Source organism: Isoptericola sp. NPDC057653 (genome assembly GCF_042799955.1).
GTDB lineage: Bacteria > Actinomycetota > Actinomycetes > Actinomycetales > Cellulomonadaceae > Isoptericola.
This window is the reverse complement of the sequence record NZ_JBHVHP010000002.1, coordinates 752,884-769,784: the sequence shown is the minus strand read 5'-3', so window position 1 is coordinate 769,784 and position 16,901 is coordinate 752,884. Positions and strand designations below refer to the sequence as shown.

17 protein-coding genes are annotated in these 16,901 nt (G+C 73.9%); 10 read left to right on the top strand and 7 right to left on the bottom strand.

What is annotated here, in order from left to right; all coding sequences use genetic code 11:
• The first annotated feature begins 14 nt into the window (after nucleotides 1–14).
• Together ACFU9A_RS14750 and ACFU9A_RS14745 are read left to right on the top strand one after the other, a co-directional pair.
• Nucleotides 15–341, top strand: coding sequence for an SHOCT domain-containing protein (locus ACFU9A_RS14750; RefSeq protein ID WP_430576030.1), 327 nt, complete (start codon nucleotides 15–17; stop codon nucleotides 339–341).
• Between the two features lie 194 nt (nucleotides 342–535).
• Entirely contained in the window at nucleotides 536–922 is a 387-nt protein-coding gene (locus tag ACFU9A_RS14745) for an STAS domain-containing protein (RefSeq protein WP_430576029.1), read from the top strand.
• 32 nt (nucleotides 923–954) lie between these two features.
• Here ACFU9A_RS14745 and ppgK read toward each other — a convergent pair whose 3' ends face one another.
• The gene (gene ppgK / locus ACFU9A_RS14740; protein ID WP_430576028.1) at nucleotides 955–1,722 is read right to left on the bottom strand and encodes a polyphosphate--glucose phosphotransferase; all 768 of its coding nucleotides are present in this window, start codon (nucleotides 1,720–1,722) and stop codon (nucleotides 955–957) included.
• A 27-nt stretch (nucleotides 1,723–1,749) separates the two neighbouring features.
• Here ppgK and ACFU9A_RS14735 point away from each other — a divergent pair, with 27 nt between their 5' ends.
• The gene (locus ACFU9A_RS14735) at nucleotides 1,750–1,947 is read left to right on the top strand and encodes an SPOR domain-containing protein (RefSeq protein ID WP_430576027.1); all 198 of its coding nucleotides are present in this window, start codon (nucleotides 1,750–1,752) and stop codon (nucleotides 1,945–1,947) included.
• 76 nt (nucleotides 1,948–2,023) lie between these two features.
• Nucleotides 2,024–2,896: an alpha/beta fold hydrolase gene (locus ACFU9A_RS14730; RefSeq protein WP_430576026.1), complete on the top strand. Its 873-nt coding sequence runs from the start codon at nucleotides 2,024–2,026 to the stop codon at nucleotides 2,894–2,896.
• Here the strand turns inward: ACFU9A_RS14730 and panB are convergent.
• On the bottom strand, nucleotides 2,893–3,762 hold the full coding sequence (panB, locus tag ACFU9A_RS14725; protein ID WP_430576025.1) for a 3-methyl-2-oxobutanoate hydroxymethyltransferase: 870 nt from the start codon (nucleotides 3,760–3,762) through the stop codon (nucleotides 2,893–2,895). The two genes, ACFU9A_RS14730 and panB, sit on opposite strands and share 4 nt — an antisense overlap.
• Nucleotides 3,763–3,880: 118 nt before the next feature.
• Between panB and glnA (ACFU9A_RS14720) the strand changes: the two genes are divergently transcribed.
• The 4 genes from glnA (ACFU9A_RS14720) to ACFU9A_RS14705 all read left to right on the top strand — a co-directional run bounded on the left by glnA (ACFU9A_RS14720) (nucleotide 3,881) and on the right by ACFU9A_RS14705 (nucleotide 10,460).
• Nucleotides 3,881–5,218 (top strand): type I glutamate--ammonia ligase, encoded by a 1,338-nt coding sequence (gene glnA / locus ACFU9A_RS14720; RefSeq protein WP_430576024.1) that lies wholly within the window; start codon nucleotides 3,881–3,883, stop codon nucleotides 5,216–5,218.
• Nucleotides 5,215–8,427 (top strand): bifunctional [glutamine synthetase] adenylyltransferase/[glutamine synthetase]-adenylyl-L-tyrosine phosphorylase, encoded by a 3,213-nt coding sequence (locus tag ACFU9A_RS14715; RefSeq protein ID WP_430576023.1) that lies wholly within the window; start codon nucleotides 5,215–5,217, stop codon nucleotides 8,425–8,427. The genes glnA (ACFU9A_RS14720) and ACFU9A_RS14715 overlap by 4 nt, the downstream gene beginning before the upstream one ends.
• Nucleotides 8,428–8,690: 263 nt before the next feature.
• Nucleotides 8,691–9,299, top strand: a complete 609-nt coding sequence (locus ACFU9A_RS14710) for a chitinase (protein WP_430576022.1) — start codon at nucleotides 8,691–8,693, stop codon at nucleotides 9,297–9,299.
• A 111-nt stretch (nucleotides 9,300–9,410) separates the two neighbouring features.
• Complete coding sequence (locus tag ACFU9A_RS14705; protein WP_430576021.1) at nucleotides 9,411–10,460, top strand: DUF808 domain-containing protein; 1,050 nt, start codon at nucleotides 9,411–9,413, stop codon at nucleotides 10,458–10,460.
• A 3-nt stretch (nucleotides 10,461–10,463) separates the two neighbouring features.
• On the opposite strand, the gene ACFU9A_RS14700 is transcribed toward ACFU9A_RS14705, so the two are convergent.
• The 4 genes from ACFU9A_RS14700 to ACFU9A_RS14685 are packed head-to-tail and all read right to left on the bottom strand — an operon-like array spanning nucleotide 10,464 to nucleotide 13,924.
• Complete coding sequence (locus tag ACFU9A_RS14700) at nucleotides 10,464–11,177, bottom strand: ABC transporter permease subunit (protein ID WP_430576020.1); 714 nt, start codon at nucleotides 11,175–11,177, stop codon at nucleotides 10,464–10,466.
• A complete protein-coding gene (locus tag ACFU9A_RS14695; RefSeq protein WP_430576019.1) occupies nucleotides 11,174–12,124 on the bottom strand; it encodes an ABC transporter ATP-binding protein in 951 nt (316 codons plus the stop codon). Before ACFU9A_RS14695 ends, ACFU9A_RS14700 begins: the two co-directional genes overlap by 4 nt.
• Nucleotides 12,124–13,023: an ABC transporter permease gene (locus ACFU9A_RS14690; RefSeq protein ID WP_430576018.1), complete on the bottom strand. Its 900-nt coding sequence runs from the start codon at nucleotides 13,021–13,023 to the stop codon at nucleotides 12,124–12,126. Before ACFU9A_RS14690 ends, ACFU9A_RS14695 begins: the two co-directional genes overlap by 1 nt.
• Nucleotides 13,013–13,924, bottom strand: coding sequence for an ABC transporter ATP-binding protein (locus ACFU9A_RS14685; protein ID WP_430576017.1), 912 nt, complete (start codon nucleotides 13,922–13,924; stop codon nucleotides 13,013–13,015). Before ACFU9A_RS14685 ends, ACFU9A_RS14690 begins: the two co-directional genes overlap by 11 nt.
• A 153-nt stretch (nucleotides 13,925–14,077) precedes the next feature.
• Here ACFU9A_RS14685 and ACFU9A_RS14680 point away from each other — a divergent pair, with 153 nt between their 5' ends.
• Nucleotides 14,078–14,371 (top strand): hypothetical protein, encoded by a 294-nt coding sequence (locus ACFU9A_RS14680; RefSeq protein ID WP_430576016.1) that lies wholly within the window; start codon nucleotides 14,078–14,080, stop codon nucleotides 14,369–14,371.
• A 374-nt stretch (nucleotides 14,372–14,745) separates the two neighbouring features.
• On the opposite strand, the gene glnA (ACFU9A_RS14675) is transcribed toward ACFU9A_RS14680, so the two are convergent.
• The gene (gene glnA, locus ACFU9A_RS14675; protein WP_430576015.1) at nucleotides 14,746–16,170 is read right to left on the bottom strand and encodes a type I glutamate--ammonia ligase; all 1,425 of its coding nucleotides are present in this window, start codon (nucleotides 16,168–16,170) and stop codon (nucleotides 14,746–14,748) included.
• Nucleotides 16,171–16,360: 190 nt separating this feature from the next.
• Between glnA (ACFU9A_RS14675) and ACFU9A_RS14670 the strand changes: the two genes are divergently transcribed.
• Entirely contained in the window at nucleotides 16,361–16,837 is a 477-nt protein-coding gene (locus tag ACFU9A_RS14670) for an RDD family protein (RefSeq protein WP_430576014.1), read from the top strand.
• Nucleotides 16,838–16,901: the final 64 nt, after the last annotated feature.

The following is a 16,901-nucleotide window of genomic DNA, read 5'->3' as shown; positions in this document are numbered from 1 at the left end:
CCGAGGAGGTCGACATGCCCGGTCTGCTTCGGGGCGTCGCCCGGACCGCCGTCGTCGCCGGCACGGCCAGCGCCGTCTCCGGGCGCGTGCAGCGCCGCCAGCAGGGGCGTTGGGCCGCCCAGGACGCCCAGCGCGCCCAGGACGCGGGGTACGCGCCCGCGCCGACGTACGCCCAGCCCGTCTACGAGCCGCCGCCGCCCGCGCCGGCACCCGCGCCCGCGCCGTCCGGCGGGGCGGACGCGACCATCGCCCAGCTCCGCGACCTGGCCGAGCTGCGGGCGCAGGGTGTGCTCACCGACGCCGAGTTCGCGGCGCAGAAGGCGCGCATCCTCGGGTCGTAGCCCGCCCGAGGGCAGAGGCGCACCGGGATGGTGCGCTCTGTGAACGGTCGGTAAAGAATGTCCATGGCGAGGTTCCGCTGCGGGTTCGCGAAGGTGTAGCGTTGCGGTCGTCGCGACGACGAGGTCGCGAGTCCGGAACGCAGCGCCCGAGACCGTGGCGCGCTGGACGCAGGACGTGGGACGAAGGTGTGGCAGTGACTTTCACCGACGAGGCTCAGGCCGGGGGCATCGCCCTCGTGGAGCGCACCGACGTGAGCGTGGTGGACATGTGGGGCGAGATCGACATCGCCCTGCGCAACGAGGCGAGCGCGGCCCTCGCGCGGGCCTTCGAGCGGGACCTGCCCGTGGTGGTCGACACCTCACGGGTGACCTTCATCGACTCCGCCGGGGTCGCCTTCCTCGTCCAGCTCTGCCGCATCGGCAGGGACGAGGGGCTGCGGGTCTCGTTGCACCGGCCGCCGGCCGCGGTGCTCGACGTGCTGCGCATGCTCGAGCTCGACGTGCCGCCGGAGACCGGCGTCGACTGGGGTCGCGTCCCGACCGCGCCCACGCCCACGGCGCCGCACAGCCTGGCGGGCTGACCGCTCCGGACCTCCGTCGGACGCCCCGCGGCTCAGTGGTCGCGGCCGCTCGCCGCCAACGCCGCCGCCCCGACGATGCCGGCGCGGTTGCGCAGCGTGGCGGGGATGATGGGCGCGCGCAGGTCGAGCAGCGGCAGGAACTTCTCGTGGTGCTTGCTCACCCCGCCGCCGACGACGATCAGCTCGGGCGAGATCAGCATCTCGACGGTCTCGAAGTACCGCTGCAGCCGGTGGGCCCAGTGGTGCCACGACAGGTCCTCGCGCTCGCGGGCGGACTCGGCGGCCCGCGACTCGGCGTCGTGGCCGTCGATCTCCAGGTGGCCGAGCTCGGTGTTCGGCACGAGGACGCCGTCCACGAGCAGCGCCGACCCGATGCCGGTGCCCAGCGTGACGACCAGCACCACGCCGTCGCGGCCCTCGGCGGCGCCGTACCGCTGCTCGCCGACGCCCGCGGCGTCGGCGTCGTTGACGGCGGTGACCTCGCGACCCGTGGCCTCGCGGGCGAGTGCCGGCAGGTCCACGCCCTTCCACGACTGGTCGAGGTTGGCGATGAAGCGGACGACGCCGTGGTCCATCGGGGCGGGGAAGGCGACGCCGACGGGCACGTGCTGGGGCAGCTCGAACGAGTCGACGAGCTCGGCGAGCACCTGGGCGACGGCCTCCGGGGTGGAGTTCTCCGGCGTGGGGATGCGGCGCCGTTCGGCGGCGAACTCGCCGGTCGCGAGGTCGACCGGGGCCCCCTTGATCCCGGACCCGCCGATGTCGATGCCGAACGCGACCGGCTGCGCTGCCTCCACCATGGGCCCATCTTGATGCAGGATCGTCCTATGAGCGACACAAGCCCGGTGCAGTACTGGTACAACACCAAGACCGGCGAGGTCGAGGAGAGTCGCGACCGCTCGAGCTGGAGCCACCGCATGGGTCCGTACCCGTCGCGGGAGGCCGCTCGCAACGCCCTGGACTCCGCGCAGCGCCGCAACGAGACGTGGGAGGGCGAGGACGCCGACTGGCGCGGCAAGGACTGACCCTCCCCGCCCTGCGCGGCGCGCCGATGAGTTCCCGCCGCCCGCGGCGTCGACCCGGGGAGAGGGAGGTGCCGGCATGACGGTGACGGTGGAGGCGAACGGCGTCCGGCTGGGCGTGGAGCACTTCGGCGACGCGGCGGCGCCGCTGGTCCTGTGCGCCGGCGGGACGACGATGCTCTCGTGGCCCGACACGGTGTGCGAGGCCGTGGCCCGCGGCGGGCGGCACGTGGTCCGGTACGACCTGCGCGACTCGGGCGCGTCGACCACGGTCGACCCCGACGCGCCGGCCTACTCCCTGCGGGACCTCGCGGCCGACGCGGCGGCGCTCGCGCGGGAGCTCGACGACCGGCCGGCGCACCTGGCGGGCCTCGGCGTCGGCGGCATGGTCGCCCAGGTCGCCGCGCTCGACCATCCGGACGCGTTCGCGGCGCTCACCCTCGTCGGGACGCGGCCGGTGGCACCGGGGCCGGTCGACGACGACCTGCCCGACCACGACGCGGAGACGATGGCACGGCTCTTCTCGCGGCCGATGCCCGACTGGGCCGACCGGGGCGCCGTGGCCGAGCACGCCGCCGCGAGCGCCGAGATCCTCGGCGACGACCCGGCGTCGGCCCGCGAGGTCGCCGGGCGCACCTGGGACCGCACCCCGGGCAGGGCGCCGTCGGTGCACCTGGCCAACCAGCTGGGCACGGTGTTCGCCGCGCTCGACTGCACGCCGCGGTGGCGTGAGCGCCTGCCCGAGGTCGCCGTGCCGACGCTGGTGGTGCACGGCCGCCGCGACCCGTTCTTCCCGGTCGGCAACGCGGAGGCGCTGGCCCGCGAGATCCCGGACGCGCGGCTGCTGATCCTCGACCGGGCGTCCACGACGGTCCCCGACGAGGACGCCGGGCGGGTCGCGGCGGCGATGCTCGGCCTCGCGGCCGGCGTCACCGGGTGGCCGCGGGCCTAGCGCTCGAAGGAGTGCGCGGCGTCGGGGAACGTGCCCCGGCGGACCTCGTCGGCGTAGTCCTGGGCGGCCTGGCGCAGCAGGTTGCCCACCTCGGCGAACCGGCGGGCGAAGCGCGGCGACCAGTCGGTCATGCCGGCCATGTCGGTCCAGACCAGCACCTGCCCGTCGACGCGGGGGCCGGCGCCGATGCCGATGGTGGGGATGCGCAGGATCTCGGTGGCGCGCGCGGCGACCTCGACCGGGACCATCTCGAGCACGACGGCGACGGCGCCGGCCTCCTGCACGGCGAGGGCGTCCTCGCACAGGGCCTCGGCGGCCTCGTCGCCGCGGCCCTGGACGCGCGGGCCGCCCAGGAGGTTCTCCGACTGCGGTGTGAAGCCGAGGTGGCCCACCACGGGGATCCCGGCGTCGGTGAGCGCGCGGATCTGCGCGGCCGAGCGTCGCCCGCCCTCGAGCTTGACCGCGGCGGCGCCGGTCTCCTTCATGATCCGCACGGCCGAGCCGAGCGCCTGCTCCGCGCCGGCCTCGTACGACCCGAACGGCAGGTCGACGACGACGAGCGCGTGCTCGGCGGCGCGGGCGACGGCGCGGGCCGGCGGGATCATGTCGTCGAGCGTGACGGGCAGCGTCGTGTGGTGCCCGTGCATGGTGTTGCCGATCGAGTCGCCGACCAGCAGCAGGTCCAGGCCGGCGGCGTCGAAGAGGCGTGCGGTGACGGCGTCGTAGGCCGTGAGCATCGTGAGCTTCTCGCCGCGTTCCTTGGCCTCGGCCAGGTGGTGGACCCGCACGCGACGGCGGCGGGTCAGGTCGGCGGCGGGGGAGGGCGCGGCGGCGTCGACGGTGGCGTCGTGACCGGGGTTCGACATGCCGGTCAGCCTATGCCTCCGACCCGCGGTACCGGATATCCGTCCAGGTCGGGACGGGGGCGGTCCGGGCCGGGTCCCACGACATACCCCGTTAACACTTCTCGGGCAGGATGGGTTCATGGACAGGCAGCAGGAGTTCGTGCTCCGCACGGTCGAGGAGCGCGACATCCGCTTCATCCGGCTCTGGTTCACCGACGTGCTCGGCGTGCTGAAGTCGGTGGCGGTCGCCCCGGCCGAGCTCGAGCAGGCGTTCACGGAGGGCATCGGCTTCGACGGCAGCTCCATCGAGGGGCTGACGCGGGTCTACGAGGCGGACATGATCGCCAAGCCCGACCCGACCACGTTCCAGGTGCTGCCGTGGCGCGGCGACCGGCACGGCACCGGCCGCATGTTCTGCGACATCCTCACGCCGGACGGGGAGCCGTCCCTGGCGGACTCGCGCAACGTGCTCAAGCGCGCGCTCGCGCGCGCGAGCGACCGCGGGTTCACCTTCTACACGCACCCCGAGGTGGAGTTCTACCTGTTCAACCAGGTGGCCTCCCCGGAGGAGTCGCTGGTCCCCGTCGACAACGGCGGCTACTTCGACCACCTGGCGCGCGGCAGCACGCACGACTTCCGCCGGGCCGCGATCACGATGCTCGAGTCCATGGGCATCTCGGTGGAGTTCTCCCACCACGAGGCCGGCCCTGGCCAGAACGAGATCGACCTGCGCTACGCGGACGCGCTCACCACCGCCGACAACCTCATGACCTTCCGCACGGTGGTCAAGGAGGTGGCGCTGGAGCAGGGCGTCTTCGCGTCGTTCATGCCCAAGCCGATGGTCGACCAGCCCGGCTCCGGCATGCACACGCACCTGTCGCTGTTCGAGGACGACCGCAACGCGTTCCACGAGCCGGGCGCGCAGTTCGAGCTGTCCAAGACGGCGCGGCAGTTCATCGCCGGCCTCCTGGTGCACGCGGCCGAGATCACGGCCGTGACCAACCAGTACGTCAACTCCTACAAGCGGCTGTGGGGCGGCGCCGAGGCGCCGAGCTACATCTGCTGGGGCCACAACAACCGGTCCGCCCTCGTGCGCGTGCCCATGTACAAGCCGGGCAAGGGCAACTCGGCCCGCGTGGAGTACCGGGCGCTCGACTCGGCCACCAACCCCTACCTCGCGTTCGCGGTGCTGCTGGCCGCGGGGCTCAAGGGCATCGAGGACGGCTACGAGCTGCCGGAGGCCACCGGCGACGACGTGTGGGAGCTCACCGACCGGGAGCGCCGCGCGCTCGGCATCGCGCCGCTGCCGCAGTCGCTGAACGAGGCGATCGAGCTCATGGAGCGCTCCGAGCTCGTGGCGGAGACGCTGGGGGAGCACGTCTTCGACTTCGTGCTGCGCAACAAGCGGCAGGAGTGGGACGCCTACCGCGCCCAGGTCACGCCCTACGAGCTGCGCCGGTTCCTGCAGTTCCTGTGACCGCCCGGCGCTCCACCCTCACTGGCCGGCTGCTGCACGCCGGGTTCGTCGACCTCACGCGGTCGGCGACGCTCTGGTCGGACGCCGCGCTGCAGGAGGTGCTCGACGCGCCGGGCCGCGAGGACGCGCTGCTGGCGGCGCTGGGGGCGTGCGCCGACGCCGACCTCGCGCTGCTCCAGCTCGTGCGGCTCGCGGAGTCGCCGGGGGCGGGGGCACGGCTGGGGGAGCTGCTGGACGCCGCGTCGCCGCGGGCGCGCACCCGCCTGGTCGCGGTGCTGGGGGCGTCGTCCGCGCTCGGCGACGAGGTGGTGCGGCGCCCGGAGCTCCTCGACGTCGTCGCCGTCCCGGACGGCGCGTCCGAGGAGGCCGACGGCGCGAGCGGCGAGAGCAGCGGGAGCAGTGAGAGCGGCGAGAGCGACGCCGGCGACGACGCGGACACGTCCGGCGCCCCGGGCCCGCGGACGTTCGCCGGGCCCGCCGCCGTCCGCGCCGGCCTCCTGCGTGCCGTCGGGGCCGACCCCGAGGCGGACGTGCCCGTGGCGGCCGACCCGGACGGCGAGCCGGGCGTGGCCTGGCCCGACGCCGGCGCGGCCACCACCACCGACGCGCTGCGGCGCGCCTACCGCGAGCGGCTCCTGGCCCTCGCCGCGGACGACCTCACCGCGGGCGAGCCGCTGACGCGCCTGCCCGTCGTCGCCGCCGCGCTCGCCGACCTGGCCTCCGCCGCCGTGGAGGCGGCGCTCGCCGTCGCGCGCGCCGACCTCGACGACCACGGCGCCGGCGTGCGGCTCTGCGTCATCGGCATGGGCAAGACCGGCGGGCGCGAGCTCAACTACGTCTCCGACGTCGACGTCGTGTACGTCTGCGAGCCGGGCGAGGCGCCCGACGGCGGGCTGCTCGACGAGGCGACGGCGCTGGCCGTCGGCACGCGCCTCGCGACCGGGCTGCAGCGGGTCTGCTCGGCCACGTCCGCCGAGCCGGCCCTGTGGCCCGTGGACGCCGCGCTGCGGCCCGAGGGTGCGCAGGGGCCGCTGGTGCGCACGCTCGCGAGCCACGTCGCCTACTACGAGCGGTGGGCCGAGACCTGGGAGTTCCAGGCGCTGCTCAAGGCGCGCCCGATCGCCGGGGACGCGGCGCTGGGGCACGACTACCGCGCCGCCGTGGACCCGTTCATCTGGTCGGCCGTGCACCGCGAGCACTTCGTCGAGGACGCCCGCGCGATGCGGCGCCGGGTCGAGGCCCACGTGCCCGCCGCCGAGGCCGACCGGCAGATCAAGCTCGGCAAGGGCGGCCTGCGCGACGTCGAGTTCACCGTGCAGCTGCTGCAGCTCGTGCACGGGCGCGCCGACCCGAAGATCCGCTCCCCGCACACCCTGGCGGCGCTGGCGGCGCTCGCGGCGGGGGGCTACGTCGGCCGCGAGCACGCCGCGCGGATGGCGGTCTGCTACCGCTTCCTGCGGGCGCTGGAGCACCGGGTGCAGCTGTTCCGGCTGCGCCGCACGCACCTGCTGCCCACGGCCGAGGAGGACCTGCGCCGCCTGGCGCGGTCGCTCGGCATGCGCGCCGAGGGCGCCAAGGGCCTGCTGGAGCGCTGGCGCGCGACGCGCCGCGAGGTGCGGGCCCTGCACGAGGAGGTCTTCTACCGGCCGCTGCTGCCGGCGTCGGCGCAGCTGTCGGACGCGGAGCTCTCGCTGTCGCCCGGGGTGGCGCGCGAGCGCTTCGCCGCGGTCGGCTACCGCGACCCGGACGGCGCGCTGCGGCACGTGGCGGCGCTGACCTCGGGCACGTCGCGGCGCGCGGCGCTGCAGCGCCAGCTGCTGCCGGTGCTGCTCGGCTGGTTCGCCGAGGGTGCCGACCCGGACGCGGGGCTGCTGGCATTCCGCAAGCTCTCCGAGGAGCTGGGCGCCACGCCCTGGTACCTCCGGCTGCTGCGCGACTCGGAGAACGCCGCGTACCACCTGACCCAGCTCCTGGCGTCGTCCACCTACCTCGCCGACGCGCTGGCGCGGTCGCCGGAGTCCGTGCGCTGGCTCGCGGACACGTCGGGCCTGGAGCCGCGGGGCGCCGAGCGGCTGGCCGCCGAGGCGGACGCCATCCTCACCCGGGCCGACGAGCCGCAGCCCGCCGCACAGCGCCTCCGCGCGCTGCGCCGTCGCGAGCTCGCCCGCACTGGGGCGGCGGAGGTGCTCGGGCTGCTGCCGCCCGTGGACGCCGCGGCCGCCGTCTCCGACGCCGCCGACGTGGTGCTGGTCGGCGGGCTGCGGGTCGCCGAGCACGCCGCCCGCGCCGAGCTCGGCCTCGGCCTCTCGCCCGACGCCAACCCGACCCGCATGCTCGTGGTCGCGATGGGCCGGCTCGGCGGGCGCGAGATGGGCTACGGCTCCGACGCGGACGTGATGTTCGTGCACGACCCGCTGCCCGGGGCCGAGCCGAAGCTCGCCCAGGACTTCGCCGCCCGCGTCGCGACGCGGCTGCGGGCCCTGCTGTCCGAGGTCGGGCCCGAGCCCGCGCTGCCCGTCGACGCGGACCTGCGGCCGGAGGGTCGGCAGGGTCCGCTGGTGCGCACCCTCGCCTCGTACGCCGAGTACTACGAGCGCTGGTCGAGCGTCTGGGAGGCGCAGGCCCTGCTGCGCGCCCGGCCGGTGGCGGGCGACGTCGCGGGCGACGACGCCCTGGGCGCCCGGTTCGAGGCGGTCGTCGACCCGCTGCGCTACCCGGCCGACGGGCTCGACGACGCGCGCGTCCGCGAGGTGCGGCGCATCAAGGCGCGCGTCGAGGCCGAGCGCCTGCCCCGCGGTGCCGACCCCGCGCGGCACCTCAAGCTCGGCCGGGGCGGCGTCGCCGACGTCGAGTGGACCGCGCAGCTGCTGCAGCTCCAGCACGCCGCGGCGGTCCCGGGGCTCCGGACGACCGGCACGGTCGCGGCGCTCGACGCCGCGGCGGGTGCCGGACTGCTCGACGCCGACGACGCGGCGCAGCTGCGCGACGCGTGGGTGCTCGCCTCGCGGCTGCGGTCCGCCGTCGTGCTGTGGTCCGGGCGCACCACGGGCGCGCAGGTCGACCAGCTGCCGCACGACTCCCGCGACCTCACCGGCGTGGCCGGGCTGCTCGGCGACGTCGGCACCGGGGGAGAGCTCGAGGAGCTCTACCTGCGCACCGCCCGCCGCGCCCGCGCCGTCGTGGAGCGCGTCTTCTACGGCGAGGAGTGACGCCCCGAGATCCTCCGGGGCGCTGCGCGGTGGTCCCGCTCGGCCGAGGTGGCTCCCGCACGTCGTCGGCTGCTGGTGAGGGTGCGGGCGAGCCCGCGTGCCCGGCGACCTGGTCGTCCACGACGGCCTACGGCGGCGGCCGGACGGCGGCGCACCACGGACGCGCGTGGGAGGCCCGCTGGTGGACGCAGGGCAACGCCCCCGGATCCACGGGCGTCTGGGTCGACCGGGGGCCGTGCGCGGACGGGGGTGACGACTTCGTCGTGAGCCGGGCGGAGTTCGACGCGCTCTTCCCCGACCGCGACCCGTTCTACACCTACGACGGCCTCGTGGACGCCCTCGGCGCCTACCCGGCGTTCGCCAGCACCGGCACGGAGACGACGCGCACCCGCGAGGTGGCGGCGTTCCTCACCCACGCCGACTTCGAGTCGGTCGGGCTGCGGTACGTCAAGGAGATCAACGAGGCCAACTATGGGATCAAGTGCGACCGGTCCCAGCCGTTCGGGTGCCCGGCGGGTCAGGAGGCGTACTACGGGCGCGGGCCGATCATGTTCAGCTGGAACTTCAACTGCAAGGCCGCCGGTGACGCCCTGGGCCTCGACCTCCTGGACGACCCGTGGCTCGTCGAGCGGGACCCGTCCGTCGCCTGGCAGACCGCCCTCTGGTACTGGAACACCCAGAACGGCCCGGGCGTCATGACGTCGCACCAGGCGATGGTCGGCGGGGCCGGGTTCGGGCAGACGATCAACTCCCTCAACGGGGCGCTCGAGTGCGGCGGAGGCAACCCCGCGTCGGTCGACGCGCGGGTCGACCGCTACGTGCGCATCACGGGCGTGCTCGGCGTCTCGCCGGGGTCGGGTCTGCGCTGCTGAGCAGGGCTCCCGCGGGCGCCCGCAGGTACGGCACGATAGGTCCATGCACCAGCCTTCGATGCCGCCTGCGGGCGCTTCGCCCGCCCGCTCGCACCCGGTGGGAGCGGTCGCGTGAGCGCCGGCCTGCTCGGCCTCCTCGACGACGTCGCCGCGATCGCGAAGCTCGCCGCCGCGTCCCTGGACGACGTCGGGGCCGCCGCCGCGAAGGCGACGGCGAAGGCCGCGGGCGTCGTCGTCGACGACACCGCCGTGACGCCGCAGTACGTGCACGGCGTCGCCGCGAACCGCGAGATCCCGATCGTCAAGAAGATCGCCAAGGGCTCGATCCGGAACAAGGTGTTCTACATCCTCCCGGTGGCCCTGATCCTCAGCCAGTGGGCGCCGTGGCTGCTCACGCCGATCCTCATGGTGGGCGGCACCTACCTGGCCTTCGAGGGCGCCGAGAAGATCTGGGGCCGCCTGCGCGGGCACGAGGGGCACGACAAGCCCGCCGCGACCGTCGGCCCCGACGCCGAGAAGAGCCTCGTCGCCGGCGCCGTGCGCACCGACCTCATCCTGTCGGCCGAGATCATGGTGATCGCCCTCAACGAGGTGGCGCACGAGCCGTTCTTCTCCCGGCTCGTGATCCTGCTGATCGTCGCGTTCGCGATCACCGCCGTGGTCTACGGCGTCGTCGGCCTCATCGTGCGGATGGACGACATGGGTCTCGCGCTCGCGGGTCGCGACTCCCGGGCCGGTCAGCGCGTGGGCCGCGCCCTGGTGACGGGGATGCCCAAGGTGCTCGCGGTCATCTCCGTGGTCGGCACCGTCGCGATGCTGTGGGTGGGCGGGCACATCCTGCTCACCGGCGCCGACGAGCTGGGCTGGCACGCCCCGTACGAGGTCGTGCATCACCTGGAGGAGGCCGTCGCGCACGCCGTGCCCGGCATCGGCGGGTTCCTCGGCTGGCTGGTGAACACGCTCTGCTCGGCCGTCGCGGGCCTGATCGTCGGTGCGGTCGTCGTCGCGGTGATGCACGTGCTGCCGTTCGGCAAGGCCCACGATGACGGGCACGACGACGGGCACGACGCCGCGACCGCGGCGTCGGACACCGAGCCGACGACGGACGACCGGCCGGCCGCGGGCCACGACGCGCCGGAGGGCGACGACCGGACCCGCTGACCGCTACTCGGCGGACGCGAGGGTGAGCAGCCGGAGCCGGTGACCGGCGTACCAGGTCGCGGCGGCGAACCCGCCCACCACGAGGGCGAGCGCGAGGCCCGTGCCGACGTCGGACGCGACCAGGCCGGGCGGCGCGATCGACCCGGTGACCGACAGGGCCCACTGCTGCACGCTGAGGTTCCGCGCGCCGGGCACGAAGCTGCCCACGAGGCTCTCCCAGAGCAGGGCGTAGACCAGGCCGATGATCACCGCGTGGCGGGTGAGGATCGACAGCAGCAGGAAGAGCACCCCGTACACGGCGCCGGCCGCGAGCGCGCCGACGCCGAAGGCGAGCACGGCGCGCGGGCCGAGGCCGAGCACGGCGGCCGCGACGACGGTCGGCACGACCGCGAACACGAGCAACGCCCCGACCGCCACGGCGAGCTTGCTCTGGACGATCGCGTGCCGGGAGACCGGCTTCGCCAGCAGGTGCACGATCGACCCGTCGTCGATCTCGGGGGCGATCGCGCCGGTGCCGACGACGAGGCCGAGCAACGGCAGGAACGTCGCGAAGGTCACGCCCTGGAGCAGGGTCGCAGCCTCGGCCTCGGTGACGGGGACCAGGACGCGTGCGAGGACGGCGATGGCGACCAGGAGCAGGGCGAGGGCCGCGAGCAGCCACACGCGCCGGCCGCCCAGCATCCCGAGGGCGGTCAGGCGGACGACGGTGCCGTTCACGACGGGTCCCTCCGTGCGGTCGATGTGGTGCGGGACGAGCCGTCGACGAGGTAGGAGAACACGCTCTCCAGGGACTCGTCGGCCGGGGTGACCTCGTACAGACGGACGTCGACGTCGCGCGCGACGCGGGGCAGGAGCGTGGCGAACCGCAGGAACTCGCCGGCCTGCACGCGCAGCCCGCCGCCGTCGAGGCTGACCCCCGCCGTCGAGCCGTCGGCCACCAGGGCGGAGGCGAGCGCGCGGTCGTCGCTCGAGGAGATGGTGTAGCGGTGGGGCCGGTCGGTCATGAGCCGGCGGATCTCGCGGTAGTCGCCGGACGCTGCGTGGCGGCCCGAGACGACGACCTCGATCTGGTGGGCCAGCTGCTCGACCTCCTCGAGGATGTGCGAGCTGAACAGCACGGTGCGGCCCTCGTCGCCCATGGCGCGCAGCAGTCCGATGAGGTGCAGGCGCTGGCGGGGGTCCATGCCGTTGAACGGCTCGTCCAGGAGCAGCACGGCCGGGTCGTGCACCAGCGCGGACGCCATCTTCACGCGCTGCTTCATGCCCTTGGAGTACTCGCCCACCTTGCGGTCCTGGGCGTCCGTCATGTCGACCGTGACCAGGGCGCGGTCGGCCGCGGCGCCCGGGTCGGGCAGGCCCTGCAGCTCGGCGCTCGCGCGCACGAGCTGGCGCCCCGTGAGGAAGTCGTACGTCGCCTCCCGCTCGGTGACGATCCCGAGGGTGCGGTAGATCTCCTGGTTCTTCCAGGTGGGCGTGCCGTCGAGGGTCACCGACCCGGCGGACGGCGGCAGGAAGCCGCCGAGCATGTGGATCAGCGTGGACTTGCCCGCGCCGTTGGGCCCGAGCAACCCGGTGATGCCGGGGCCTACCGTCATCGTGACGTCGTTGACGGCGACGACGTTGCCGAACCAGCGGGAGCAGGTGTCGATCTGCAGCGTGGCCATCAGAGCCGGACCCTCCGGTATCGGGCGGCGACGGCCGCGTAGCACAGGGCGATCACTCCGAGGGTCACCGCGAGGAAGACCACGCCGGCGACGTCGCCGGACGGGCCTGCAGGGGTCGACGGCTCGGCGCCGAACGCCCAGACCTGGACGCCGTCCACGAGCGTCATCGGGGAGAACAGGCCGATCCACCCGGCGGTGGCAGGGTCGTCGGCGTCGAAGGCCACGAGCGCCTGGAGGCTGGAGACGACGGCGTAGGTGAGCGCGAGGACGGTGACGATGGCGGCCACGCCGAACCCGCGGCGAGCCGTCCACGACGCGATGAGGACGGCGACACCCGAGAGGATCGCGGCGAACAGGAGGGCGCCGACCAGCGCCTCGAGCAGGTCCACCGTCTGACGGCCGGCGTCGAGCCCCGCGGCGAGGCTGCCGAGGTACATGACCAGCAGCGGGGCCGCGAGGAGGAGGAACACCGCCGACGTGACCGCCGCGAGCTTGGCGCGTGCGTAGTCCACACGTTCCAGTGGCCGCGAGAGGTAGAGCGGCAGGGTGTGGAACCGCAGGTCGAGCGACACGGCCTGCGGCGCGGCCACGGCGAGGAAGATCGCGACGGCCGCCTGGGTCACCATCGCGTAGCGGGTGTACGGCAGCGCCGGGCCGGTGAGCGCACCCTGCCCGACCAGGACCACCGTGACGACGGCGAGGATCACGGCCGGGAGCAGCATGAGGACGGCCAGGCCCATGGGTACGACCTTCGACCGCGGCGCGCGGCCCAGCCCGAAGGCGCCCCGCAGCGTGTGGGTGTAGAGCCCGAGGGCGACCCCGCGCCGGGCAAGCCTCGGGCCCTCGTACTCGCGGTAGCCGATGTCGTGGATGACGCCGGCGGGCGGGTCAGACGGCATCGTCAACCTCCCGGTCGAACACCTCGGAGATGTGGTGGCGGCGCGGCGTCAGCCGGACCAGGCCGTACCCGTGGTCCGCGACGACGTCACGGACCACGTCGTAGGTGGCGTCGCCGTCGAGCCCGACGAGCAGCAGCGCGCCCTCCCTCGCGACCCGCAGCCCGGCGGCCGTCAGTGCCGCCGCCGCATCGTCGGCGTCCGCGGTCACCTCGACGGCGATCTGCGCGCTGGCGCGGGTGAAGTCGGCGACGGCGGACGAGCGCAGCAGCACCCCCGCGTCGACGACGACCACGTGGTCGCAGATGCGTTCGAGCTCGCCGAGCAGGTGCGACGTCACCAGGACGGAGATGCCGAACTCGTCGTAGATGCGGCGGACCAGGTCGAGCATCTCGTCGCGGCCGGCCGGGTCGAGGCCGTTGGTCGGCTCGTCGAGGAAGACGACGTCGGGGTCGTGCACCAGGGCCTGCGCGAGCTTCACGCGTTGCTTCATGCCCGTGGAGTACCCGCCCACCGGCCGGTAGCGCTCCTCGTACAGCCCGACGTGCCGCAGCGTGTCCGCGGCGCGCTCGCGGGCCGCGTCCGCCGGGAGCCCCGACATGCGGGCGAGGTGGACCACGAGCTCGGTGGCCGACATGTCGCCCGGCAGGCAGTCGTGCTCGGGCATGTACCCGACCCGTGCACGCAGCGCGGCCCCGTCCGCGCGGATGTCGTGCCCGAGGACGGTCGCCGTGCCGGACGTCGGTGTCGCGAGTCCCAGGAGGATCTTGATCAGGGTCGACTTGCCCGCTCCGTTGGCGCCGACGAGCCCCGTGACGCCGTCGCCGACCTCGACGGACAGGCGGTCGAGCGCCGTGACCCGCGGGTACCGCTTGGTGAGCTCATCGGTGGTGATGACTGGCACGAGCCCGACCGTAGCCCCGCACGTCACCCGCCGGAACCCCTCGTCGCGGCCGTTCAGGGGGAATTCAGGGTGAACCCTCACGGGCGCGGGCGGCCAGGGCATGGCACGAGGCCGCGGTGGAACGTATGTTCGAATGCCGGGTAGCCTGGCGGCGTGGGACAGAGGGAGGGCCGCCCGGACGGGCGGCCGACGGGCGCGGTCGACCGCGTGCCGCTGCGCGACGCGGCCGAAGGGGCGCCCGGCAGGTCGCGGCAGGGCGCGCACATCACGCGGCCCGACCGCGGCATCCCCGTGCGCGCGTGGATCACGTCGCGCCAGTCCGGCGAGCAGCAGGTCGACGGCGAGGCCACCGCCTGGACGGACATGCAGGTGCACGTGCGGTACGTGGACGCCCACGGCCGCGAGGGCTTCGTCTGGCTCTGGGCGGGCGCGGTCACGCGGCGCTGACCGGGCGCGGCCAGTCTCCGTGAGTGGCAAGGTCTGTGGCTAGCCTGGGAACGGGCGTCCGCCGCGACGCGTCGCCGGGCGCCGTGTCGAGAGGAGCACGTGATGAAGGACGTGCGCTGCATGCTGGGCATGCACAAGTGGCAACGGCGGCAGATCGAGGACTCCCAGTACCTGCTCTGCGCGCGGTGCGGACAGGATCGCCCGACGGACAGGCCTGCGCCCCCTCTTGGCTCCGCGGGCTGACGGGTGCCGCGGCTGGGTCGGTCGAGACCGCCCTGTGGCGCAGAACGGCGGCTGTCGCTCCCGACGCCTGGTGGCGTGGAGAGCGGCAGCCGCCGTTCCGGCAACATCAGCAGGCCCTGGCGGGCCGCCGATCAGATGTCGTAGTAGAGCTCGAACTCGTGCGGGTGCGGGCGCAGGCGGATCGGGTCGATCTCGTTGGAGCGCTTGTAGTCGATCCAGGTGGCGATGAGGTCCTCGGAGAAGACGTCGCCCTGCGTGAGGAACTCGTGGTCGCGCTCGAGGTTGTCGAGGGCCTCCTCGAGGGACGCGGGCACCTGGGCGATCTGCGCGTGCTCCTCGGGGGGCAGCTCGTACAGGTCCTTGTCGATCGGCGCCGGCGGCTCGATGCGGTTCTTGATGCCGTCGATGCCGGCGAGGAGCTGCGCGGCGAACGCGAGGTACGGGTTGGCCGTCGGGTCCGGCACGCGGAACTCGACGCGCTTGGCCTTCGGGGACGAACCGGTCACCGGGATGCGGATGCACGCGGAGCGGTTGCGGGCCGAGTAGACCAGGTTGACGGGGGCCTCGTAGCCGGGCACCAGGCGACGGTAGGAGTTCACCGACGGGTTGGTGAAGGCGAGCAGCGACGGCGCGTGCTTGAGCAGGCCGCCGATGTACCAGCGGGCCGTGTCGGACAGGCCGCCGTAGCCCTTCTCGTCGTAGAACAGCGGGTCGCCGTTCAGCCACAGCGACTGGTGGGAGTGCATGCCCGAGCCGTTGTCGCCGAAGATCGGCTTCGGCATGAAGGTGACGGTCTTGCCGTGCTGCCAGGCGACGTTCTTGATGACGTACTTGAACTTCATCAGGTCGTCGGCCGAGTGCAGCAGGGTGTTGAACCGGTAGTTGATCTCCTGCTGGCCGGCGGTGCCCACCTCGTGGTGCGCGCGCTCGACGTCGAGGCCCACCTCGGCGAGGACGGCGCACATCTCGTCGCGCAGGTCGGCGAACTGGTCGTTGGGGGAGACGGGGAAGTAGCCGCCCTTGTACCGGGTCTTGTACCCGAGGTTGCCGCCCTCCTCCTCGCGACCGGTGTTCCACGCCGCCTCGACCGAGTCGAGGTGGTAGTAGGACTCGTGCTGGTTCGTCGAGAACCGGACGTCGTCGAAGATGTAGAACTCGGCCTCGGGGGCGAAGAACGCCGTGTCCGCGATGCCGGTCGACTTGAGGTACGCCTCCGCCTTGGCGGCGATCGTGCGCGGGTCACGGGCGTAGGGCTCGTCGGTGAACGGGTCGACGATCGAGAAGTTCACGATGAGCGTCTTGCGCTTGCGGAACGGGTCGAGGTACGCCGTCGTGACGTCCGGGACCAGCTTCATGTCCGACTCGTGGATCGCCTGGAAGCCGCGGATCGACGACCCGTCGAACATGAGGCCCTCGGTGAAGGAGTCCTCGGAGAACTGCTCCACGGGGATGTTGAAGTGCTGCATCACGCCCGGCAGGTCGATGAAGCGGACGTCGATGAACTCCACCCCCTCGCGACGGGTGAAGGCGATGGCCTCCTCGGCGTTCGTGAACATGCATGCACTCCTTGCGTGGATGGTGCCGTTCGGTCGGTGCCGCCGGACGGTTCCGAAGGACTGGTGCGGCGGGCCCGGGGCTCGCCGCTCGACGACCATGACGGTATGGCGGCGGCGTTTCTCCGGCATGGCGCCTTTGTTTCGAACAGGTTACGGGGGTCGGGCCTTCGGCGCCGCGTAGCCTGGGACCATGGCATCGCCGGAGGACATCTCACGAGAAGACGTCGGGTCGTGGCTCGAGGGCGGGCGACGGGACGACGCGGCCGGGTCCGCCGGCCGGCTGGGGCTCCCCGAGACCGGCCCGGGGTCGCTGGCCCGGCTCGGGCGCCGGGTCGTGGCCCTCCTCGTCGACTGGGCGGTGGCGACGCTCATCGCCTACCTGGTGACGACGCCGGCGTCGTTCGCCGAGCTGAACTCGTGGGTCACGCTGGGCGTCTTCGCGCTCGAGAACGTGCTGCTGGTCAGCACCGCCGGCTTCACCATCGGCCACCGGCTGCTGGGCATGCAGGTCCGCACGCTCGGCGCGCCCGAGGGGATGGCGAACGGGTTCGCGCGCGGCGCCGTCCGCACGCTGCTGCTGTGCCTCGTCATCCCCGCCGTCGTGTGGGACCGCGACGGCCGCGGCCTGCACGACCGCGCTGCGGGCACCGTCCTCGTCCGCCGCTGAGGTCGTCCGCGGCTCGACCGCACAGAGATCGACCCACCCGCCGCGACGCCGCCTCTCAAGAGAG